At 43.7% G+C, this 20,182-nt stretch carries 13 protein-coding genes; 5 read left to right on the top strand and 8 right to left on the bottom strand.

Annotated features, from left to right (window positions below; genetic code table 11):
* Window positions 1-264: 264 nt before the first annotated feature.
* From ACM0OZ_RS31140 to ACM0OZ_RS31105, 8 genes are all read right to left on the bottom strand, one after another.
* Window positions 265-2,919, bottom strand: a complete 2,655-nt coding sequence (locus ACM0OZ_RS31140) for a CHAT domain-containing protein (protein WP_414586697.1) — start codon at window positions 2,917-2,919, stop codon at window positions 265-267.
* Between the two features lie 4 nt (window positions 2,920-2,923).
* Window positions 2,924-6,352 carry a filamentous hemagglutinin N-terminal domain-containing protein gene (locus ACM0OZ_RS31135; RefSeq protein WP_414586696.1) on the bottom strand — a complete coding sequence of 1,143 codons (3,429 nt, stop codon included), beginning with the start codon at window positions 6,350-6,352 and terminating at the stop codon, window positions 2,924-2,926.
* 138 nt (window positions 6,353-6,490) lie between these two features.
* Window positions 6,491-6,727, bottom strand: a complete 237-nt coding sequence (locus ACM0OZ_RS31130; protein ID WP_414586695.1) for a hypothetical protein — start codon at window positions 6,725-6,727, stop codon at window positions 6,491-6,493.
* Window positions 6,728-6,990: 263 nt separating this feature from the next.
* A complete protein-coding gene (locus tag ACM0OZ_RS31125) occupies window positions 6,991-8,493 on the bottom strand; it encodes an HlyD family secretion protein (protein ID WP_414586694.1) in 1,503 nt (500 codons plus the stop codon).
* 84 nt (window positions 8,494-8,577) lie between these two features.
* A complete protein-coding gene (locus ACM0OZ_RS31120) occupies window positions 8,578-10,785 on the bottom strand; it encodes a peptidase domain-containing ABC transporter (protein WP_414586721.1) in 2,208 nt (735 codons plus the stop codon).
* A gap of 163 nt (window positions 10,786-10,948) precedes the next feature.
* Window positions 10,949-11,347 (bottom strand): hypothetical protein, encoded by a 399-nt coding sequence (locus tag ACM0OZ_RS31115; RefSeq protein ID WP_414586693.1) that lies wholly within the window; start codon window positions 11,345-11,347, stop codon window positions 10,949-10,951.
* 72 nt (window positions 11,348-11,419) lie between these two features.
* Complete coding sequence (locus ACM0OZ_RS31110; RefSeq protein ID WP_414586692.1) at window positions 11,420-11,644, bottom strand: hypothetical protein; 225 nt, start codon at window positions 11,642-11,644, stop codon at window positions 11,420-11,422.
* 397 nt (window positions 11,645-12,041) lie between these two features.
* Window positions 12,042-12,461 (bottom strand): hypothetical protein, encoded by a 420-nt coding sequence (locus ACM0OZ_RS31105; protein WP_414586691.1) that lies wholly within the window; start codon window positions 12,459-12,461, stop codon window positions 12,042-12,044.
* Window positions 12,462-12,986: 525 nt separating this feature from the next.
* Between ACM0OZ_RS31105 and ACM0OZ_RS31100 the strand changes: the two genes are divergently transcribed.
* From ACM0OZ_RS31100 to ACM0OZ_RS31080, 5 genes are all read left to right on the top strand, one after another.
* Window positions 12,987-13,142, top strand: a complete 156-nt coding sequence (locus tag ACM0OZ_RS31100) for a hypothetical protein (protein WP_414586690.1) — start codon at window positions 12,987-12,989, stop codon at window positions 13,140-13,142.
* Window positions 13,132-14,928: a helix-turn-helix domain-containing protein gene (locus ACM0OZ_RS31095; protein ID WP_414586689.1), complete on the top strand. Its 1,797-nt coding sequence runs from the start codon at window positions 13,132-13,134 to the stop codon at window positions 14,926-14,928. Before ACM0OZ_RS31100 ends, ACM0OZ_RS31095 begins: the two co-directional genes overlap by 11 nt.
* Before the next feature lie 9 nt (window positions 14,929-14,937).
* A complete protein-coding gene (locus ACM0OZ_RS31090) occupies window positions 14,938-16,398 on the top strand; it encodes a DUF1822 family protein (RefSeq protein ID WP_414586688.1) in 1,461 nt (486 codons plus the stop codon).
* Between the two features lie 78 nt (window positions 16,399-16,476).
* Complete coding sequence (locus tag ACM0OZ_RS31085; protein WP_414586687.1) at window positions 16,477-18,801, top strand: CHASE2 domain-containing protein; 2,325 nt, start codon at window positions 16,477-16,479, stop codon at window positions 18,799-18,801.
* A 188-nt stretch (window positions 18,802-18,989) separates the two neighbouring features.
* Entirely contained in the window at window positions 18,990-19,871 is an 882-nt protein-coding gene (locus ACM0OZ_RS31080; protein ID WP_414586686.1) for a DUF928 domain-containing protein, read from the top strand.
* The last annotated feature ends 311 nt before the right edge of the window (window positions 19,872-20,182 follow it).

The raw sequence follows: 20,182 nt of genomic DNA, 5'->3' as shown, positions 1-20,182 counted from the left end.
CATTCGCAATAAGCAGACATTTTATCGGCAGGGTTTAAAAGCTATGGGTCTGATACAGCAAGCGCTTTAGCCTCTTGGTCGCCCTTGGATAAATCCTGCTCACGCGTTGGTCAACCTTATTCATTCGTGCGGAGGTTATACCCGGCTTTGAGGCGGCAAAATGCCCAACTTGAATACTCGTTTTTGATGTTAATTAGCATGTTTGGTTGGGCATTTTGCCAAGGTTGACCAACGCGTGAGTAATTTTAATGAAACCCCTTGAAGCTATAACCAATTGCCCACTAAAACGAAGGGTGCCCAGTAATAAGGTAGTTTGTAATTAGTATTAGGATGCTTTTCCATCAGATACAGTTGAGCTTGTCGCAATGCTTGCGCTTTTGTCAACTTGTTATCTTTTAAAACTTTATAAAATTGAATAGCAAATGCAGCTGTAGACTCATCTTTGACTTGCCAAAGTGTCGCTAATGTGCTGCGTGCTCCGGCTCGGACAGTGATTCCCGCTAAACCTAATGTGGCTCGTTTGTCGCCAGTGGCGGTTTCACAAGCACTTAGCGTTAATAATTCAATTGCTCGTGTATTAATGCGATCGCCAATTGCCAGTAATTGATCGAAATTCTTGGCTTCTAGCAACCGATCCCACAGCAAAACAAAGGTTTCGTCGGGGTTAGAACTGAAATTACCGTGAGTAGCAAGGTGAATCACAGAGAAAGGAACTGATTTAACCACCTTTTTTAAATTGTCGGAGCTTAATGCAGAATTCAGCAGTTTCTTACTTCTGGTTACTTCCGCCTGAATTTTTTCAAGTTCGAGAGGAACTTGGTTGAGGGAATCAAAAGTTCTACCTGCAACGGTATGTCTTTCACTTACCCCTGCTGTTAAGACATTGAGTTGAATCTGGGTCAAAGGCTGGGATTCGATTAGCTGTAAACCCGGACTCAGAGCTAAAGCATACTTCTGAACTAAATATTGTTTACCATCATCCAGAACAGCGAGGGGAATATTCTGCAAAGAGAAATCTAACACGAACACTAAGGTATTAATGCCACTTTTAGCTAAATCAAGTTCAGCTTGGCGAAGTAGCCAGTTATATACTTGCTGAGATAATTGAGGTAGTTCTTTCGAGGGTTTAGGCTGGGTTAGCTTCTGTTGTAGTTGTTTTAAGGTACTTTCGACTTCTTGTTGCGAAACTTGAGTTCTGTAATGAAGCAAGTTAGATTGTTTAGGTAACTTGAGAATAAACTCCAAACGGTCTGGCAAAACAATTCCGTAAAAGACGGCTGTTGGGGTAGCAGCCCTGTCTACAATCTGATCAAGCTGTTCTGGCTTGGCTTGAGCGCAAGCATCTCGAAAGAAGTTGTCGAGTTCAGCTAGTTGGAGTGCTTCAATGGCTTCGCGGGCTTGCTTGAGATTTTCTTGGCTAGGTGTCTGGGCTTGCAAGAGTAAATTAACTAGTTCTCGATAAACTGGTTCTACCTCCTCTCGAAAGCCAAATTGAATATTAGGATTGAGAGTTACCAAATCACTGCGGATCAATTGCAGAGATTTAACAGCTTGGGAGTAAGCCGCGATCGCTCCTGTGATATCTTCTTGTTTAAGTAGTCTTCCTAACTGCCACTGCCACTGGTAGCTAATATCACCAGCCTGAATCTGTTGGGAGAGATTTAAGGCTTTAACAGTGTATTCTTTTGCTTTTTGCCATTCGCCTCGCTGTTCGTAAAATTGACCGAGATTTCCCAGAGCGTAAGACTGGGTACGGCGGTCTTGGAGGTTTTCGGCTTGTTGCACCGCCCCATTCAACATAGAAATAATTACTGAGTTCGATGATTCGTTTACAGTTTTAGTTTGTAAGAGCTGATTTTCCCTATCTGCTGGTAAAGGGCAAATGGGTGTACTGCGTTGGAGTTGCAGACACATCAGATTCTTAGCTAAGTTGACTTGGGCGTTAACAGTAGACCGACCAGGAGGCAAAATCGCTAATGGTTGCGGAATTTGTGACGCCAAACTCTCAGCCAAATCCCACTGGCGCGTTTCGATTAGTAAGCTCAAGCGATTTAGTTGTGCTTGCAACCTCAGGAGGGGAAATTTATCAGCTGCGACTGTTTCTACTTGTTGGTAAAACTCCAGAGCTTTTTCAGTTTGTTTCTGAACACGAGCTGTATTTCCTAGACTTAGGAAAGTTAGGCTCTTTTCTTGTTGCAATCCCTGTTTTTCGGCTACTGCTAAAGCCTGTGTCAGCAACTTTTGCGAGACTTCTAACTCTCCTGCTTGTTGAAAGGTATCGCTTAAGGTACGTAGACCAGTAATCTTCAAACGCGAGTCTGGGGATTGTTCTATAGTTTGGCGAATTTGTACCAATAATTTCCTAGCTTGACGGTAAAGTCCTAAAGTTTGCAGTGCTTGAGCTTGATTAATCTGGCTACCAAATGTACCAACAGAGTCGCCAGCTTTTCTGTAGAAAGTCTCCGCCTGTTGCCAAGTTTTCAGAGCCGCTTGGGCAGAGTCTTGTCCTAGTTTTGCTTTACCTCCCACCAATTGCAGACGTGCAAGAGCATTTAAAACTTGGGCGCGGATTCTTTCATCACCTTTATCTGTTTTGTCCAGTAGAGCTAGACTTGTATCAATTGCTGCTTGGGCTTGTTGCCATTGACCGAGTTGTTGCTTAGCCAATGAGACAAAGCTTAATGCTAGGGCTTGATGAGTGCGATCGCCTATTTTTTCATACTTTTGTGCAGCTTGTTGCCATACCTGAGCCGCTTCCAAAAACTGACCGACATCGTAGTGTTGGTTACCCGCTTGCATCAACGTCAATTCCCGATCCGCCGCTACTGGCTTAGCACTGACTGGGATTAGGAGATGGATACCTAAACTTAAGAGTAGCCCTAACAGAGCGATCGTTATGAACCGAATTAGCAGCTTCATTTTTTCAACTCCTACTGCTTTGCTTCCACAGTTGGCAGTCTAGAGGATGCAACCAAAGCCCCTGAGGAGTCACTGTCGCAGGCTTTGCCGTCAGCAGCACATCGCCATTCGGCGTGGTAATCCAACCTTGAGCTTCCACAATTCTCTCTGGTTGGTTGTCCTCCATCTTTGGTTGCTCGCTCCTAGCTGATGACGGAAGTTTGAACCCTGTTGGTTTGCTCTCATCTACCCGTAAATCTTCCCAAGGAGCATTAGCCCTGAGCGTTTCATTGGGAGAACTAGGCAAACCGCCACGACCCGTAACCACAAATTCGCTATTCTTCCCGACAACTCGACAGAAGTCCTGTCCAATCAAGCGAGAAACATCAACAATATTTGCTGGTAATTGAGTTAATGATTGAGCAGGGTCAACATCTAAGATATCTATATTTACAACTCCGGCTATACCAAACTCAGAACTAGCGGTAATATCACTTAGAGGAGTCCGGAAGTTGCGAAATTCAAGACCAAATAAACCTTGCGTTTTGATGTCGATCTTACCTCCTCGTCCTAGGAAAGCATTGGCAGTAATATCGCTATCTTCATCAGGGACGGCAACTATCAAGTCACTATCAATCAAGATATTGCCCCCATCACCACCAGCGCGATCGATACCTGCGCTAGTCGAGATTGTACTGTTGCGACGTAATAACAAAAGTTTATCGATTTTGAGCGTAATATTTCCGCCCTGACCTGATGTAGTTGTCGCTGAGAGAACAGCTTGATTGTCCAGCAAAACATTACGTGCTGACACTTCTAAATTGCCTGCATCTCCTACTCCCTGATTGTTCACAGCAATTGTGGCTCCATCTCGAAGCCTTAAGTTTTTAGTCTCAATCCTTAAATTTCCCGCAGTACCGATATTTTCGGAGCTAGTAAACAAACCGCTAGGAAACCGCTGACTTGATCGATCTCGAAAAAAATCTCGATTGGCAAGCTGTGGAACTGTGCCAACAAGTTCAACCGAATCCGAAGCTTGCACAAAAACATCTCCACCTTGACCGCTACTAAAAGTCCCAGCACCTATTTGCGCTCCTCCAAGGAGGATGAATCGAGCCGTTTCAATTCTAATTTTGCCTCCATCGCCCTCACCTCGAGTAGTAGCAAAAACAACGGTAGGTTCGCCATTATCAGAGGTGCCAATTAATTCTACCTCGGAAGCTTGGATGTTGATGTTTCCCCCATTGCCTGTGCTGTTAAAAGCAGTAGCTAAAGTTTGTGCTCCTTTGCTAGCTAGAAACCGTCTAGTGTCGATCGTTAAATTACCGCCGTCCCCAGCGCCTTCGGTCTGTACCCTCAAACCACTCCCAAAACCAACGGTTTCCACTGATTCTGAAGCATTGATGAGCACATTACCCCCACGACCCTGATTAAAAGTTGTAGCAGTTACCCGTGCTCTATCTTGGAGAATTAGCTTTCCTGTGTTGATTGTCACACTACCACCGTCCCCAGTACCCGAAGTTTGTGCTCTCAAGGTGCTGGTAAACTTGCGATTTTGAGAAACGCCAATCACCTCTACTGACTCCGAGGCATTTACGAGTACATCACCCCCGCGACCCCGATCTGTCGTTACGGCACTTATCTGGGCCCCATCTCGGAGTATTAGTTTTCCCGTGTTAATCTCTATTCTACCGCCGTCGCCAGCACCCTGAGTTTGTACTACTAAGCTACTAGGAAAATTCCCATTTTGAGCAATGCCCATCACCTCCACTGACTCCGAGGCATTTATAAGCACATCACCCGCGCGACCCCGATCTTTTACAGTTGCGGCACTTATCTGGGCTCCATCTCGGAGTATCAGCTTTCCTGTGTTAATCTTTACTCTACCACCGTTCCCACTCCCTAGGGTCTGTGCTATCAAGCCGCTGGCAAAATTGCCATCTTCAGCAATGCCAATCACTTCCACAAACTCCCTCGCATTGACGAGCACATCGCCTCCGTTACCTTCACTAAATGCTGTAGCATTTACCTGTGCTCCATTCTGGAGTCTTAGCTTTCCTGTGTTAATTTCTACTCTACCACCCTCACCAGTACTCTCACTAGAAGCAAATAAGCCGCTAGATCCAATCGCTTCTACTGATTCAGAAGCTCTCACCAGTACATTTCCCCCACGGCCTTGACTAAAAGTGGTGGCGCTTACCTGAGCTTTATCCTGGAGTACCAGCCGCTTTGTTGTTACTTCCACTGTACCGCTTTCACCACTATTGTTACGGGATACTGAAAATAAGCCACTGGTAAAATTTCCAGTTGCAGTGATTCCTGTTGCTTCAACTAACTCTGAGGCATTGACAATAATCTTTCCGCCACTGCCTTGGCTAAAAGTACCAGATGATACTTGTGCTCCATTTTGGAGAATCAGGCTTCCTGTGTTAAGTTTTACATCGCCTGCGTTTCCAATACTTAATGTCTCAGTTAAAAAGAGACTCGCTTCGCCATTGGGGGCGTTTCCACTGGCTTGGATAGACTCGGAAGCTCTGATGCTAATAGTTCCTCCACTTCCCTCACCTCGCGTCAAGGACAAAATAAATGAACCATCTTCTAGTGCTACTCGCCGCCCTTGCATTTGAATATTGCCACCTCCAGCACCACTAGTATCAATAGCAGCAGTTTGGGATAGGCGGATGTCTTGGAAGTTCTGCACGCCCCGATCGCTCAATTCCCAGCCTGGGTTTGTTGGAGTCAGACCTACTAAACCCTCTCCCTGCACGCTCCAAACTTCAACTCGCCCTGATTCGGCGCTCAAACTTCCGCCTTCCAGCACGACTTCACCACCTGCAAGAGCCAAAGTTTGACCGGGTTCTACCTCCAGACCACCAGTGCGGTTGACCTCAAGTACCTCACCAGTATCCCGATCGACTTTGAGTTCATTACCTTGCCCCTGTATCAAAATCCTGCCTGGATTTTCTCCATATTGCAAACCAATTGGCACATTGAGCGTTAACAAAGGAGGAGCAGAGGGATTAGCAGTGCTAAATTCTAGACCATCGGTAAATTTGATTCCTCTTGCAGTGCTTGCCAAAAAAGAACCACGGATGTCTAGTCTGGCATTAGGTCCAAAAATAATGCCATTAGGGTTAAGTAAAAACAGATTTGCTCCGCCGTTGACACCCAGGGTTCCCAGAATCGCTGAGGGCTTGGTTCCAGTCACTCGACTGAAAATGTTTTCAATTCCTACGCGGTTAGCGAAAAAGGCTCGTTGTCCATCGCCAACATTGAATTCTCTAAAACTGTGAAATAGACTTGTACCTCTTATAGCTCCGCCATCAATCCGATCGGTAGGAAGACCGTCTATGCTAACGTTTGGGGTTAGCATAGAACTTTCAGCACCTAAGGTGGAATCAGGAGTAATCTGAGCTTGGGCAAAATCTCCGGATGCAGCGTACACTGCACACATGACTACAAAACTGGCTATTCTGAATCGCCAGCACCAATTTGACCAGCTTAAACCCATGATTGCCATCCTTTAAAAGATAGGACTTTACTTTGGCGCATACCACCATCTGTCAACGAAAAATTGATGGGGATAGATAAATCAACCGATTATTTTTGGAGTTGGAGATAGACTTAAGGGTTGTTTGTAAAGATTATCATCGTCTTCTGGTGGTACATAAGGTGTAGGTGACAAAGATGCCGCGCCACCAACAATAATCGGTTCTTGATATGAAGTTAAAGTAGGGTTAACACCTCCATTGATTCCTTCTTGCTCACTAGGAGTAAGTTCAGTGAGAAAATCGAGATCTTCTAGGCTTTTTTTCTGTTTGTCTTTCATCTTTACCTCTTTTCGTTTTTTTAGTGTCTTACTAGCAAATGCAGTTTGCTCAACAATTAGCCTCTGTAATGACTCCCTCTTTGCCCAAAGATTACTTATTTAAATGAACCGCACTCACGCAAAGAGGGCGAAGAAAGAGGAAAAGCAGCTCGGTAATCTCATAACACCAAAGGGAGTAACCACAAAGAGTAAAAGTGCTGACATTTAAGTTTTCAACTTGGTTAAAACTTCTACGGAATTTTAAATATTTTCTAAACAAAACTTTACAAATTTGTCATTAACCTGGCTTTCCTAAGCATGAATTTTAGGACTGTCTCTTGTCGGGAAATAATATCAGCTCTACCTTGCATTCCCGGTTGAATAGTACATTGATGGTTACTCCTACCTAAGGACAAGCTGTCTGGGAGTATCGTCACCTCGTAGAAAGAACCATTGCTATCCCATGAGGGGATAGAAATGTTGGCAACTGAGGGCAAAGCCTCATCCCTTTGAGATTTAATGGTATCTTTAGAAATTTGACTGACGACACCTTGAAGAGTCCCATAGTCGGGATAAGGACATGCAGAAACCCGCATCTGTACCTTTTGACCTTTTTTCAACTTACTAATATCATCAGGAGCAACGGCGGCTTTGATTGCTAAGGGCGCATTGCTAGGGACAATTTGAGCAATTTCCTCGCCCATACGCACAGTTTGACCGGGATTACGCAGGTTTAATCGAGAGATGATTCCGTCTTCTGTCACTGTAATCTTAGTCTGGTTGAGGTCGCTTTCGATTTGTTGCAGTTCGCTGGTGTCGCGTTGGAGTTGATTCTTCATTTGAATCCGCTGCTGGAATAATGCTTCCCATTCTCGATTGAGGGTAGCGAGAGTGGCTTGACCCCTAGCGTTTTCTTGAGCAATATTCTCCTGAGCGATCGCAACTTCCGCATCACTAGGATTGAGTGCAGCTTGAGCGCGTTGCAGTTTGGCTCGTACTGCGGCTACTGCTTGTTGTTGCTGGGCAATAAGAAGTTTTTGCGCCTCCATAGTAGCACGTCGTACCTCAACGGCTTGTTGTTGTTGAGCAACTTCTAACTGTACTTCCTCTAATTGATTTAAAGATAAGGCTCCCTCTTGAACTACCTTTTGATAGCGATCGCGTTTGGATTGGGCTGCTTTCAATGCTGCTTCTGTTGATTGTAAATTAGCACGAGCCGAGCGCAATTCCACAGAGGCTTGATACCATTCTTTTTCTGCTTTTTTTAAGTTCGCTTGGGCTTCTTCAACTTCTGCTTTGGCAGTTATTTGTCGGTCTTGGTAATTGCGTTGGACGCGATTGAGTTCGGCTTGTGCAGAACTAACAGCACGATTTTTGCGCTCTGTTTCCGCTTTGATTTGTTGATTGAGCGCCTTCATTTGAGCATCGATTTGCAGCAGTTGCAGTTGTACCTGCTGGATGTTGCTTTGCAATTGGCTTTTTTTAGTTTGCAAGCGGGAGTCATCTATAGTGGCAACAGTATCGCCTTTTTTCACTTCCTGATTTTCTTTTACATAAATCTGCATTACCTGACCTTCTGTTGCTGCTTGTACAATGCGTAATTCACCAGTTGGACGCACAACTGCCTGTCCTGTAACTGTCACTTTATATTGAGCTACAGCAGCCACTGGGATAGCTAAACTAATAACGCAGAGAATAAACATTCCCCCAAAGGTAGTCCAACGACTAATTGGTGGAATAAATTCATTTGATTGCAATGAGGGGAGAGAGTTTGTATTGCTAACCATAATAGTTAAAAACCAAAAGAATAGGCTGCTTGTCAAAATCCGCAAAATGAATAATTCGCGTATATTTGGAAATTTACTGAACTATTAATGCTTGCCATTAAGATGAGCAACAGAAGATGCGATCGCTAAATCTTGGGAGAAGGGGATAAAATCTTCTAAAAAGTCTAAATGTTCACCTTGAATTTGCCGCAAATGTTCTGGCGCACCTTGAATTTTTAAGCTTCCTTGTTCTAGTAATACAATCCAATCTGCTCGCTGAATTACTTTAGGGCGATGACTAATTAAAATAGTGGTTTTACCTTGACGATAGTAAAGCAATTTATCTAGGACTTGTGCTTCGCTCACAGGGTCAAGAGCGCCTGTAGATTCATCTAAAATGAGGATGGGTGGGTCAGTAACTATTGCCCTGGCAATAGCTAATCTTTGTCTTTGTCCACCGGACAGATTTGCGCCAAATTCACCTAAAACAGTTTGATATTTATCTGGTAATTTGCTGATAAATTCGTCAGCACCAGCAATTTGACAAGCCCGAACAATATGTTCAAAACTTATATCAGGATAACTAAAGCGGAAGTTATCAACTATTGAACGACTCCAAAAATGGGGTTCTTGTGGAACAAGGATTACCTGTTGTCGCAGACATTCTAAAGAGAGGTCTTGTTGATTATAAAAACCATAACGGATATTACCTGACTGCACTGGATATAAACCAGTAATTAGCTTGGCAAGGGTACTTTTACCACACCCAGATTTACCAATGAGAGCAATTACTTGACCACCAGAAATAGTTAAGGAAAAATCTTGTAATAAATCAACTCTGCCTGCGTGATGAAAGTTGAGTTTAGTACAGGTAATATCTGCATTTCCCGGAATCTCTGCCCAAGGTTTTTTAAAGTCGTTTTCGTCTTCTGGGGTAGCGTCGATGACTTCTGTAAGGCGTTGAATCACAATTTGGGCGGTGATAAATTCATCTGCTAATCCAATCACAGAACTGAGGAAGCCGAGGAAATTACCACTCATGCCGTTATACGCCATCAATTGCCCAATCGTTAAAGTTTGATTAATTACTAAATAGCTACCAAACCAAAGGATGCCAATATTAATGAAAGTAGAAAGAATGCCAATAACTGTGCCGCTATAAAGTCCCAACTTCATCATGCTCCAGCCGAGGTTAGCAAGGCGACCGTAATTGCTTTGATACTCTTGCCAAGCTTGGGGAGTAGCTTGGGTAGTTTTTAGTACCTGGACACCGCGAAAGGTTTCCACTAGAAAGCCTTGGTTTTCTGTTCCCAAGACAATCGAGTTGCGGGTTTTTTGGCGCATTGCTGGGAGGAATAGCAAGCTAACAGCCGTGACAATCACAAAAGCCGCGATGGAAGCGAGTGTCAATTGTATGCTGTAAAAGAGCATAAAGCTCAATGATGCTACAGCAATAAAGAATTGGCTGGGTAATCCTAGGACAATTTGCGAAACGAGAGTATTGATGGCGTTAACATCAGCAATGCGGCTGACTACTTCCCCACTTCTTCGTCCTTCAAAGTATGACAGGGGTAAGTGTAGAAGTTTACGCCCGTATTCTAGAATTAGCCCTAATTGCAATCTTTGTCCAAAGTGACCGATGAGGTGAGACTGAACCAAACCAATGGCACTTCTAATTAAGTTCATGGTGATAACGCCAATGGCTACAGTGGTAAGCAGTTGGGTATCTCCCCGCACTAACACATCATCGGTTAGTAGTTGCATCATAAAGGGAGATGTGAGGGAAAGTAGTCCAATGGCGATATTAATAGCGATCGCTTGGGCGAGAATAAAGCGATAAGGCCAAACTCGTTGAATATAGCGCCCCAGTCCGCCAATTTTATCTGATTCTTGTTGATAAAAGCGGCTGTCGTCGGGAGTTAAAAGTAACATCACGCCATTACCCCAACCTGCCATTAATTCTTGACGGGTCAGATAACGAATCCCAACACCAGGGTCAGCAATTACGTATTTATTACGTTTTTGTCCGTATAAAACTACCCAATGGTAGCCTTTCCAATGGATAATTGCTGGGAGAGGAGCTTTATGTAAATAATCGAGTAATTGAGGGCTAGCTTTGACTTGACGGGCATGGAATCCGAGAGTTTCTGCACCCCGACTTAAACCCAGCAGGGATGTTCCTCGCGATCCGGTACCAACAGCTTCACGCACGCGATTCAGGGCAAAGGTGCGTCCGTAGTGTTTGGCAACCGTGGCAATGCAAGCAGCACCGCAGTCTTCTTCAGAGTGTTGTTGGATAATTGGGTATCTCATTTTTAGGGCTAATTGCTTGAGAGAAAAAGCCGTCGGGGCATCGACGGCTCCAATTCTATTTAACATTCAGCTTGTTAGCTCAGGTTTATGAGCGGTTTGATCTTTGAGCTGAACCGAGAAAGAATGTCACCGCAGAAATGTAAAACCACTAAATTTACTATTTTTAGAGGACTTGGTAGAGCAGACGATATCCTTGTCCTTGATCATTGAGAGCATTGAGAGTCTGTACACCCGTACCCGCTTGAGCGGAAGTAGCATCCCTATAGCCTAGTAGATCGTCACTAGCTGCTCCATTATCTTGATCCCAAATTGAGACGATTGTATCAAAACCAAATTCGTACGCAGTGTTAGAAAATAATCGAGTATCATTTACGTTTTGATCAGAGAAAACTTGCCTTGTTCCCACCAGGATGGCGGGGTCATTTTCAAAGGGGTTGCCCACGGGAGTGAGACTTATCAACCGTAAACTGGAACCTCCTTCGACGACAGCCCCTTCTTCAGGAGTTAATTCAGTAAACAGTTGTTCGTCAGAAGTAGAAATCGCTGTGTTGATGTTAGACATTGTTTTTCTCCTGTAGTTAAGATGACATCAATAGCTTTCGATTCGGTCAACCCCTACTGCGATTTGCTCTGGCTATGGGGTATTCTGCTCATTCCGGGAAACTATAGTATTAGGAATACAGCCTAGCTGAGGATTAAGAGGCGGTAGCGCTGGTATCCAACCAGGGGGACAACCATGTGGAGGAACAAGTAATACTTTTTGCTGTGCTTTCTGTCCCCCTCCCACACACTCAGCAGTTTGATTGTCCAGTTCTTCAACCAAATTCAAGTCTTCTACTAAAAGTCTTTTGCTTCTCATTTTTCTAGTCTCCTTTACTTGAGATTCTGTTTTGCGTGTTTGAATCCCTTCAGTTTGGTTATTGAGGTCGCGCTTGCTGATTTATGCACTTATTCGCCAACGATGTTCTCATGCGATACGCTTTGGTTAAGGATAGTTGGCTAGTGGAGAAACAGAGAGAATGAGAGTTTTGAGATTTTCATGCCAAAATTTCATCCCTTATTTCAGCAACGACTTCCTTCACTTCGCGACTTTGCAGTTCATTAATTCATCCCTGTTTTATGCAATGTCCATGTTTAGGACTTACACAGTAGGGAAAAATATCGGGGCACAGAGCCCCGACAATGTTTAATGTTCAGCTTCTGAGAACCAAAAGTTTAGCTGTGTGGTTATTGAGTATCTCAAAGTTCTGAGGAGTTTAGCCAAGAACCTCGTATTGTACTTGATATCTAGAGTCACTTCCGTGGATTGTTATCCATTTTTTACCATTTGTGGGGTTATTAACATTAAAACCTCCTAGATGGTCATCGGGATTACCTGCAACGTCGGCATCAAAAAAATTAACCGATGCAGTCCCGTTGAAGCTATAAAATTTTTCGATGTCAAATGTATCCCCTGTTTGTACATTTTTTTTAGTTCCGAAAATTTTTTCGCCGTTGACTTTAATAACTACGTCGTCTCCATTCACACCCGGGGTGATATCTGAACTTGCTCTGAGGGCAATGGCTTTATGCAATAAGAGAATAGCACCGCCTTCAATGACAGCTCCTTCTTCAGGAGTTAATTCTGTAAACAGTTGTTCGTCAGAAGTAGAAATCGCTGTGTTGATGTTAGACATTGTTTTTCTCCTGTAGTTAACATGACATCAATAGCTTTCGATTTGGTCAATGCCTGCTATCGATGATTTTGAGTGAGGATAGGCAATGACTCTGCTTCAAGTCAGAAATTAGCTTTAGCGACGCCTCTATAGACTCATAAGACTGTAATTAACGACATTGAACTCAGAGGCTTTGTCTTACCTCGTTGGGGTTTTAACCCTTTCATCAGAGTTAATGGAGTGGTCTTGATTGATTTATGTACTTGACCCTATGCAAGAATTGTTATTCTGCCCCATCCAATTAGCTGCAATCATTACCCTGATTGGTTTCTAGCTATTATTCATTAAGCAACAAAACTTAATAAAATTACTTTTTACCTGTTTCCTCTGTCAGTAATTAAAGATAAGTGCATAAACCAGCGGGCACCACTACAATAACCAGATAAAAGGGTTGAAACCTATGTATCGGATTCATTGTCAATTTGTAAAAGCTCTATTAGTAAAAACAACCTAAAAGCTAGAATGAGCAAAAGAGTTTAGTGGCTATTGCCATCTCAAAGAGAAAGTTATCGTTTGCTTGAGAAAAATAAAACCGAAGAATCAAATCGAGTTCTCCTAAATCTGAAACTGTCAAACTGGTTTCTTGCTCTCAACGAGCAAGCCACCAACATTGAGCGGACAATCTCTGAAAATGAGCGATAAATTCTGGACATTGCATGACTTCACTGCAACTAACGGTCATCCTCCCTTCAAACGGCTAATTCAAAATCGCTTGCGGGAACGAATGGACAAGCTGGTTCAGTTGCATCCCCAATGGGATGAGAGCGACTACGCGGATTATTTTGTCAAAATTCTCAATGACGATTCTCAACCCGAGACAGAAAAGCGCTTGGCTCACTGGCATTTATTAGCTTACTTCGATCGCGATCGCTGTTATCTCATTTGGAGAAGTTGGTGTCGTCTGCCTTTTTACGCGGCTCATGCGGAAAATTTGTATGCTCTGACTAACGAACATCTTTGTAACCGGGAGAAATTACAGCAATATCTCAATAAGTACAAGACGAGTAATGATAGTAGAGCAAATCTCAAAACCTACATGGTAGGGGTGCTGCGAAATGTGATGCGCCAGCAAATACATTGGGAATCGAAATGGCATCTGCTATGTGATGTAGATATCAGTAGCCATAGAAAACTGCAAAAGGCAGAAGAACGATTGAGAGAAGCGCTGATAAACTCTGGCTCAAGAGAACCAAAAATTTCGCAGTATCTTTTTGCTTGGCGCTATTTTGTTCCTATTTACAAAAATAATCGCGTCTATCATCCCAACAGAAGAGAAGGAGACAAATGGCCAGAACCAGAACTCTCAGATTTTGCGGAAACCGCTAAGGAATACAATTCTCAGAGATTTCAACCAGTTGCTTTCTTGCAAGTCGCTGTTGGTGCAGCAGCAACGCCTGCAATGATTCAAGAATGGATGAATATCTGTATCGCCGCTTTACAGCAACCTTCCCAAATTATTGAAGTTTCTTACGATGTCAATAACAACGAACAACCGGACGATCGGAGCGTTAATTCTTGGGAAGCTTTAGAGAACGAAGAAGAACCAACAGAAGCTTTACAAGAGGTAGACCTGATTTTAAGAGAAGAAATTGAACTCATTGAGCACAACTTAGACAATATCCGCAGTCAAATTCCCAAATCCTGCCGTCAAGCTGTCATGCCTCTGTGCTATCCTCACCGATTGGCACTTTTAACTCAGGAACAGTTTGCCAATAAGATAGGCGTTCATCAGGGAACCGTTTCCCGCTACATCTCAAAGAATGTGGAAGCACCATTACTAGAAAAGTTTCAGGAGTTAACGAGTGAGCGAATTAATCCTAGTGCTTATGTCACAACATTTTTAACTGAAAAATTTACCAATTTTAACTCGGCTAATCCCATTGAAGCTAAATTATTTGCCGCGATCGCAGATTTAGATTCGGAATCGCAGCAAATTCTCAAACTTAGCTACGGTCAAAAAATGAATATCATCGAGCTAACTCGCACTCTTAGTCAGAAAAAACCTATTAGCCAAGAGGAAGTTGAACAAAAACTGAGTGCAGATCAAAATCAATTAGAAAAAAGTTTTTTAATCTTACTTAATCAATGGCAAACCAACTATGTCAAGTTATGGTTAAAAAACTATTACCAAAATCTTATTCAATCAGGATTATTAAAGTCTTTTGAGCAATTAGGGTCGCTGCAAAGAGAAATTATTTGTCTGCGATATGGTCAAAAGCAAGACATAAAAAATATTGAAACCCTCAAACCTAATTATAATGCCTGTCAAACGCTGGCTATAGCCAAGCAGCAGTTGCAGCGTTCTTTTCTATGGTGGATTAACACCCGCTTTGGTCTTTCCCTAGAGACAGAAACGCAACAAGTCGGGGAAGTGGTTGAGGATTGGCTATCAAAAGATGTGCTCTACCTAGAAATCCAGAGGAATTAAAGTCAAAAAATGCTGAAATTGCGAAAACTTTCCACTATTTATCCTAACCAGATCTGGTTGAAGTTATCACAAGAGCTTCAACAAGAAGCTTGGCAGCAATCCCAACCTCATGCTAATGCCGCAGCTCGTTGTCAAGCTTACCTGAATTATCTCTGCTTAAAAACTTTTATTCCCTGGTTGGAGGCTTGGTTAGCAGAAGCCAATCAAGCTCAAGATAGTATTAATCACAGTATTTTTTCTACCAATAGCTGGAACTCTCTGTGGGAATTTGTTAATGGCACTCCAATTGAGTGGAAAGAAATCCGATTAGTGTTGATTCCTAGCGAAACCAGCGATTTAGAAGAATTTGCTGTTCCTTGTGAGTGGGTTGATATTCCTAGCTGGAGAAAAGATTATTATCTGGCAGTGCAAATCAATTTAGGTGAAAAAGACCAATCTTGGTTGCGGGTGTGGGGATACGCTACCTATGAAAAACTCAAGAAATGCGGCATATATGATGAGAGTGATCGCTCTTACTATATTAGTCAGGAAGTTCTGGCTGAAGACCTTACACAAATGTTACTCGTCCCGCAGCCGGATAGCAATTCCATAGCAGAAGAACCGCCGCCGCAGTCATCGCCAAAAGTAGCTGAGGAGTTATTAGAGCCACTCAGTAACCCTTCAGTATATTCCCCCAGACTCACAGTGCCCTTTGAACAATGGGCAGCTTTACTAGTAGACGAACAGTTACGGCAGGAATTATACAAGCAGCGGTTGCGATTAGCTACAACTCCAACTGCAAGTGTTGCAGTAGTTAACTTGCGACAGTGGTTACAGCGGGCAGACAACATCATAGAAAAAATTTGGCAAGCTGTCGAAATACTTTTAACACCTGCAGAATTCAGTGCAGTTCGCGGTACAGAAAATCCAGAAGAGACAGTTTCAGCCGAAGCGATCGCACCATTAATTCGCCTGCTACAATCCGATCGCCCCGAAAAAGAACGATGTCAAGCAGCCGGAGTTTTAGGACAAATAGGCGTTGGTCACCCAGAAGTTGTTGCAGCGTTGACTGAATTGTTACAGACTGCTAACGATGAAGAAACCCGTTGGGAAGCAGCCTTAAGTTTAGGTAAAATCGCTCCTCACCATCCCCAAGCAGGTATCAGTAAAGCTAGGTTAATTGACTTGGGGATGCAGTTGGGAACTTGTCAAGTAGCATTGATTGTCACCATTAGACCTAAAACTCAAGAAAAAATTGGGGTACGACTACAAGTACAACCAATCAACCAACACCACAAACTGCCACCAAATCTCCAACTGAGCGTAATTTCCGGTGGCGAAACTCGCTTACAAGCCCAAACCAGAAGCGACGAGCAAGGCCAAGGCAAAGATAAACTTCTGCAACTAGGCTTCAGTCCGCCACCGGGAACTCAATTCCAAGTGCGGGTGACGTTGGATGGGGTTTGCGTGAGTGAGGATTTTGTTGCTTAAACGAACCGCCAAGGACACCAAGGAAGAGGAAAGTATTCATCTTTGCGCCTTTGCGCCTTTGCGCGAAACAAAAAATTTATGGGCAGGGTAGCAGTTCTGAAAATCGGCAGAGGAAACTTTCACCAAGGATTTGAAGTATCGCTAGAACTCAGAGAAGATGGCGGTTCTCCCTTGGGGGAAATTGAAGGTCGGCTAAAAGCTAACACAGATATTGAAGGATTGTATCTTTTATGGCAACAATCTTTTCGCAATCTCACAGCGATCGCCCGCAATAATGGTTGGGAAATTGAGGAAAGCCTGCCAACAAATCGCGCCACTAGCGAGATTGCAGCCGACTGTTGTCAACGGATGCGACAAGTGGAGGCTAACCTCAATCAATGGTTGGAAGCTTCGGGGGAACCGGGCTGGCAAAAAATTCGAGAAAGGTTAAGCAAAGAGCTAGCTAGTCAGCCTGACACCATGCGCTTAGCCATCAAAGCCAAGGAGCCAACCCTGTGGAAATTACCTTGGCATACCTGGGATTTGCTGTCAGATTACCCAAATATTGGTATTAGCTACAGCCCGGTAGAGTATGAAGTGTGGGAGAATGCCAGACATCAGACTCAAAGCGATCGCGTTCGCCTGCTGGCTATTTTTGGAGATAATCAAAACCTGGATCTAGAAGGCGATCGCCAAGCAATTGAGAATTTAGAGCAAACAGAGTCAGTTTTTTGTCATCAACCCCAAGCTAAAGATTTAATCGCTCAACTGCGAGATCCAAAAGGCTGGAATATCTTCTTTTTTGCTGGGCACAGTCAGACAGTAGAACAAAGAGGCCGGATTAGTCTCAGTGAAAAAGAAAGTATTGAAACTGACCAATTCAAATATGCTTTAAGGGAAGCGATTCAACGAGGATTAAGAATCGCAATTTTTAACTCTTGTGAAGGATTGGGATTAGCGCAGCAGTTAGCTGATTTACACGTGCCCATTATCATCCTCATGCAGGAGATAGTCCCAGATCAAGTTGCTCAATCTTTTCTCAAAGAATTTCTCAGAGAATATGCAGCCGGACAACCTTTATACACTGCGGTGCGTCGCGCCCAAGAACGTCTAGAGGAATTTACCGATTTACCGGGGGCTACCTGGTTACCAATGATTTATCAAAATCCCTCTGAGGTGCCGCCAACTTGGAAAGATTTGCGGCCGATGGCAAAGCGTAATTCCCGCCGTCACCTGGATTGGCAGCATCTACCAAATATCTTGGTTAAAAGTTTGGTAGTTACTGGTTTAGTTATGGCGGTGCGATTTTTAGGCGGACTCCAGCCTGTGGAGTTGTGGGCTTTTGACCAGCTAATGCGCCTGCAACCCGATCGCGGAATTGATGAGCGCCTGCTGGTGGTAAAAGTAACGGAACAAGATATCCAACAGCAGCGTCAGTATCCCCTCAGCGATCGCGTAATTTTGCAGGCAATAGAAAAACTACAGGTTCATCAACCGAGAGCCATTGGTTTGGATATCTACCGCGATTTGCCAGTAGAACCAGGATACCGCGAGCTAGCCGCCCACATCCAGAAAAACCCACGCCTTGTGACAATCTGCGAAGTCAGTCAACCAGAACCTAAGGATAGTAACAAATTTGGAGTTGCTTCTCCCCCCGCTAGTCCGCCAGAAAATGTCGGCTTTAGCGATTTGGCAGTTGAACCGGACGGCACAATTCGTCGTTATTTGTTTCATTTAAATCCAGGTGAGTCCCTTTGCCAAGCTTCCTATGCGTTCAGTGCTGAATTAGCCTTTCGTTATCTATATTCAGAAGGCATTCAACCAGAAGCGACTTCTGAAGGCAACTTAAAACTAGGCTCTACCGTTTTCCAACCGTTGGAAAACCATACTGGTTTTTATCACAACATCGACCCTCGCGGTCACCAAGTCCTGCTCAGTTACCGTTCTGCACAAAAAGTCGCTAGGGAATTAACCCTTGCAGAAGTTCTCCAAAATGATTTTCAACCGCAATGGGTGAAAGATCGGCTGATTTTAATTGGTGTCGTGGCTCCATCAGTTGGCGATCGCTTTTCTACTCCCTTTAGTAAGGAACTGGACAAAGAAATGCCTGGTGTAGTCATTCACGCCCAAATGGCAAGTCAAATGCTCAGTATAGCTAAACAAGAACGCCCCTTGCTGCGGTTTTGGTCGCAAACATTAGATGTTATTTGGATCTGGAGTTGGTCACTTATGGGGGGTTTATGCGTCTGGGGATTTCACTGGCTTGTATATCGTAGAATTGCGATCGCAGTGGCGATCGTTATTCTTCCTAACCTCTGCTTTGGCTTGTTCACTATCGGTATTTGCGCGCCCCTGGTTCCCTCAGCCCTCGCTTTTGCGATCGCTTGGGGAATTACCAACCGTTTTAGTCGTCTGTTGCATTAATTTAAAGAATATTTGCGAAAACAAATATTTAACCTGAAAGGAACGAAGTAATCTGTATTAATCTTCAGCAACTTAAAATCATCAATTTCGGCATTGGCAGATATGCCCTTGTAATTAAGTAAATAGAGCCTGCTCCCGTCTTAAGGGCAGTGCATAAGCTCTAAATAACGAAGATCGGGAGAGAGAATGTGACTGGGCGCAAGTTTTCTCGTTGGAAAATTGGACTAGCTTTGGCATTAGCTTTAATGCTCATTGCTTCTGCTACCAGTGAGGGAGAAGCCCATCCTTTTCAAGATCGCCAAAAAACCATTGCACAAGTGCTTCCCCCTGTTAATAAAAATTCCTCACACCAGTCTAAAGCCTCAAGTGCTTCCCAAGTGAAGTTTAATCGACCGCCTCTGTCACCGAGAGGAGCGCCCGGAAATAGGAAAGGCGGCGGAACTCGCGATGGACATAAATGTTCGGCTCTGGAAATCAATGAACGTCTTTTAGCTTTAGTTCCTGCTGTGGAATCAAAGCAAGCAATTAGCCATGTTTGGGGATTAACCGTTAAAGCCTCTCCTACTCTGTGGTTTTATCTTCCTTATCTTCCCAAAGATATTAAGAAAGGTCAGTTGGAATTATGGGACGAAACTGACCGAGAACCCAGAAATTACCAGCAGATTTATCAAGGAACTTTCACTGTCGCCGGAACGCCAGGAGCGATCGCTCTGAGTCTACCACCGACAGTTAAATTAGAGCTTGGTAAAAACTATCATTGGTATTTATCTCTCGACATGAATTGCAATGGTGAAAATCAATTAGTTGATGTCAATGGGTGGATTCAAAGAGCCAAATTTAACAACAATCTTTCTGTGCAGCAGCAATCAGTCGAGCGAAACCGAGTCATTTTCTATGCCGAAAACGGGAGCTGGTACGACGCTATAACTCTATTAGCACAACTACGCCGTCGCTATCCACAAGCAGAAAATTTCGTAACTGATTGGCAAAAATTACTAGGGGATGTGGGCTTGGAAGAGCTTGCTAAAAAACCTATTGCACCTTGCTGTAATCTTTCATCCTCACCCTAGAAGCAAATGGAATACCCATCTCTTGACCAGAGGCTCATTGCAATTAGCAAACAAACTACTAATTGTGCTGGTAACGACCGATTTCTTTCTTCGTTGGCCTTGCTTGTAACGTTAGCGAAGCTCCTCCCTTTGGGAGGCTCGCTTCTTCAATTGCCGTCGTCGGTATAGCAAGCTCAATCGCTTTCAGCAAATCGCTACTTTGTATCGTTAAGGACAACAGCGAGAAATCTTTGAGATGTACCACATTCAATTTCCATGCTTAGGAATCATCCTTAATCTACCTGACTTTGAAGCTTAACTGAACCGTATTG

Source organism: Scytonema sp. PCC 10023 (assembly GCF_963920835.1).
GTDB lineage: Bacteria > Cyanobacteriota > Cyanobacteriia > Cyanobacteriales > Nostocaceae > Kalymmatonema.
This window is presented reverse-complemented; position numbering and strand designations above follow the sequence as displayed.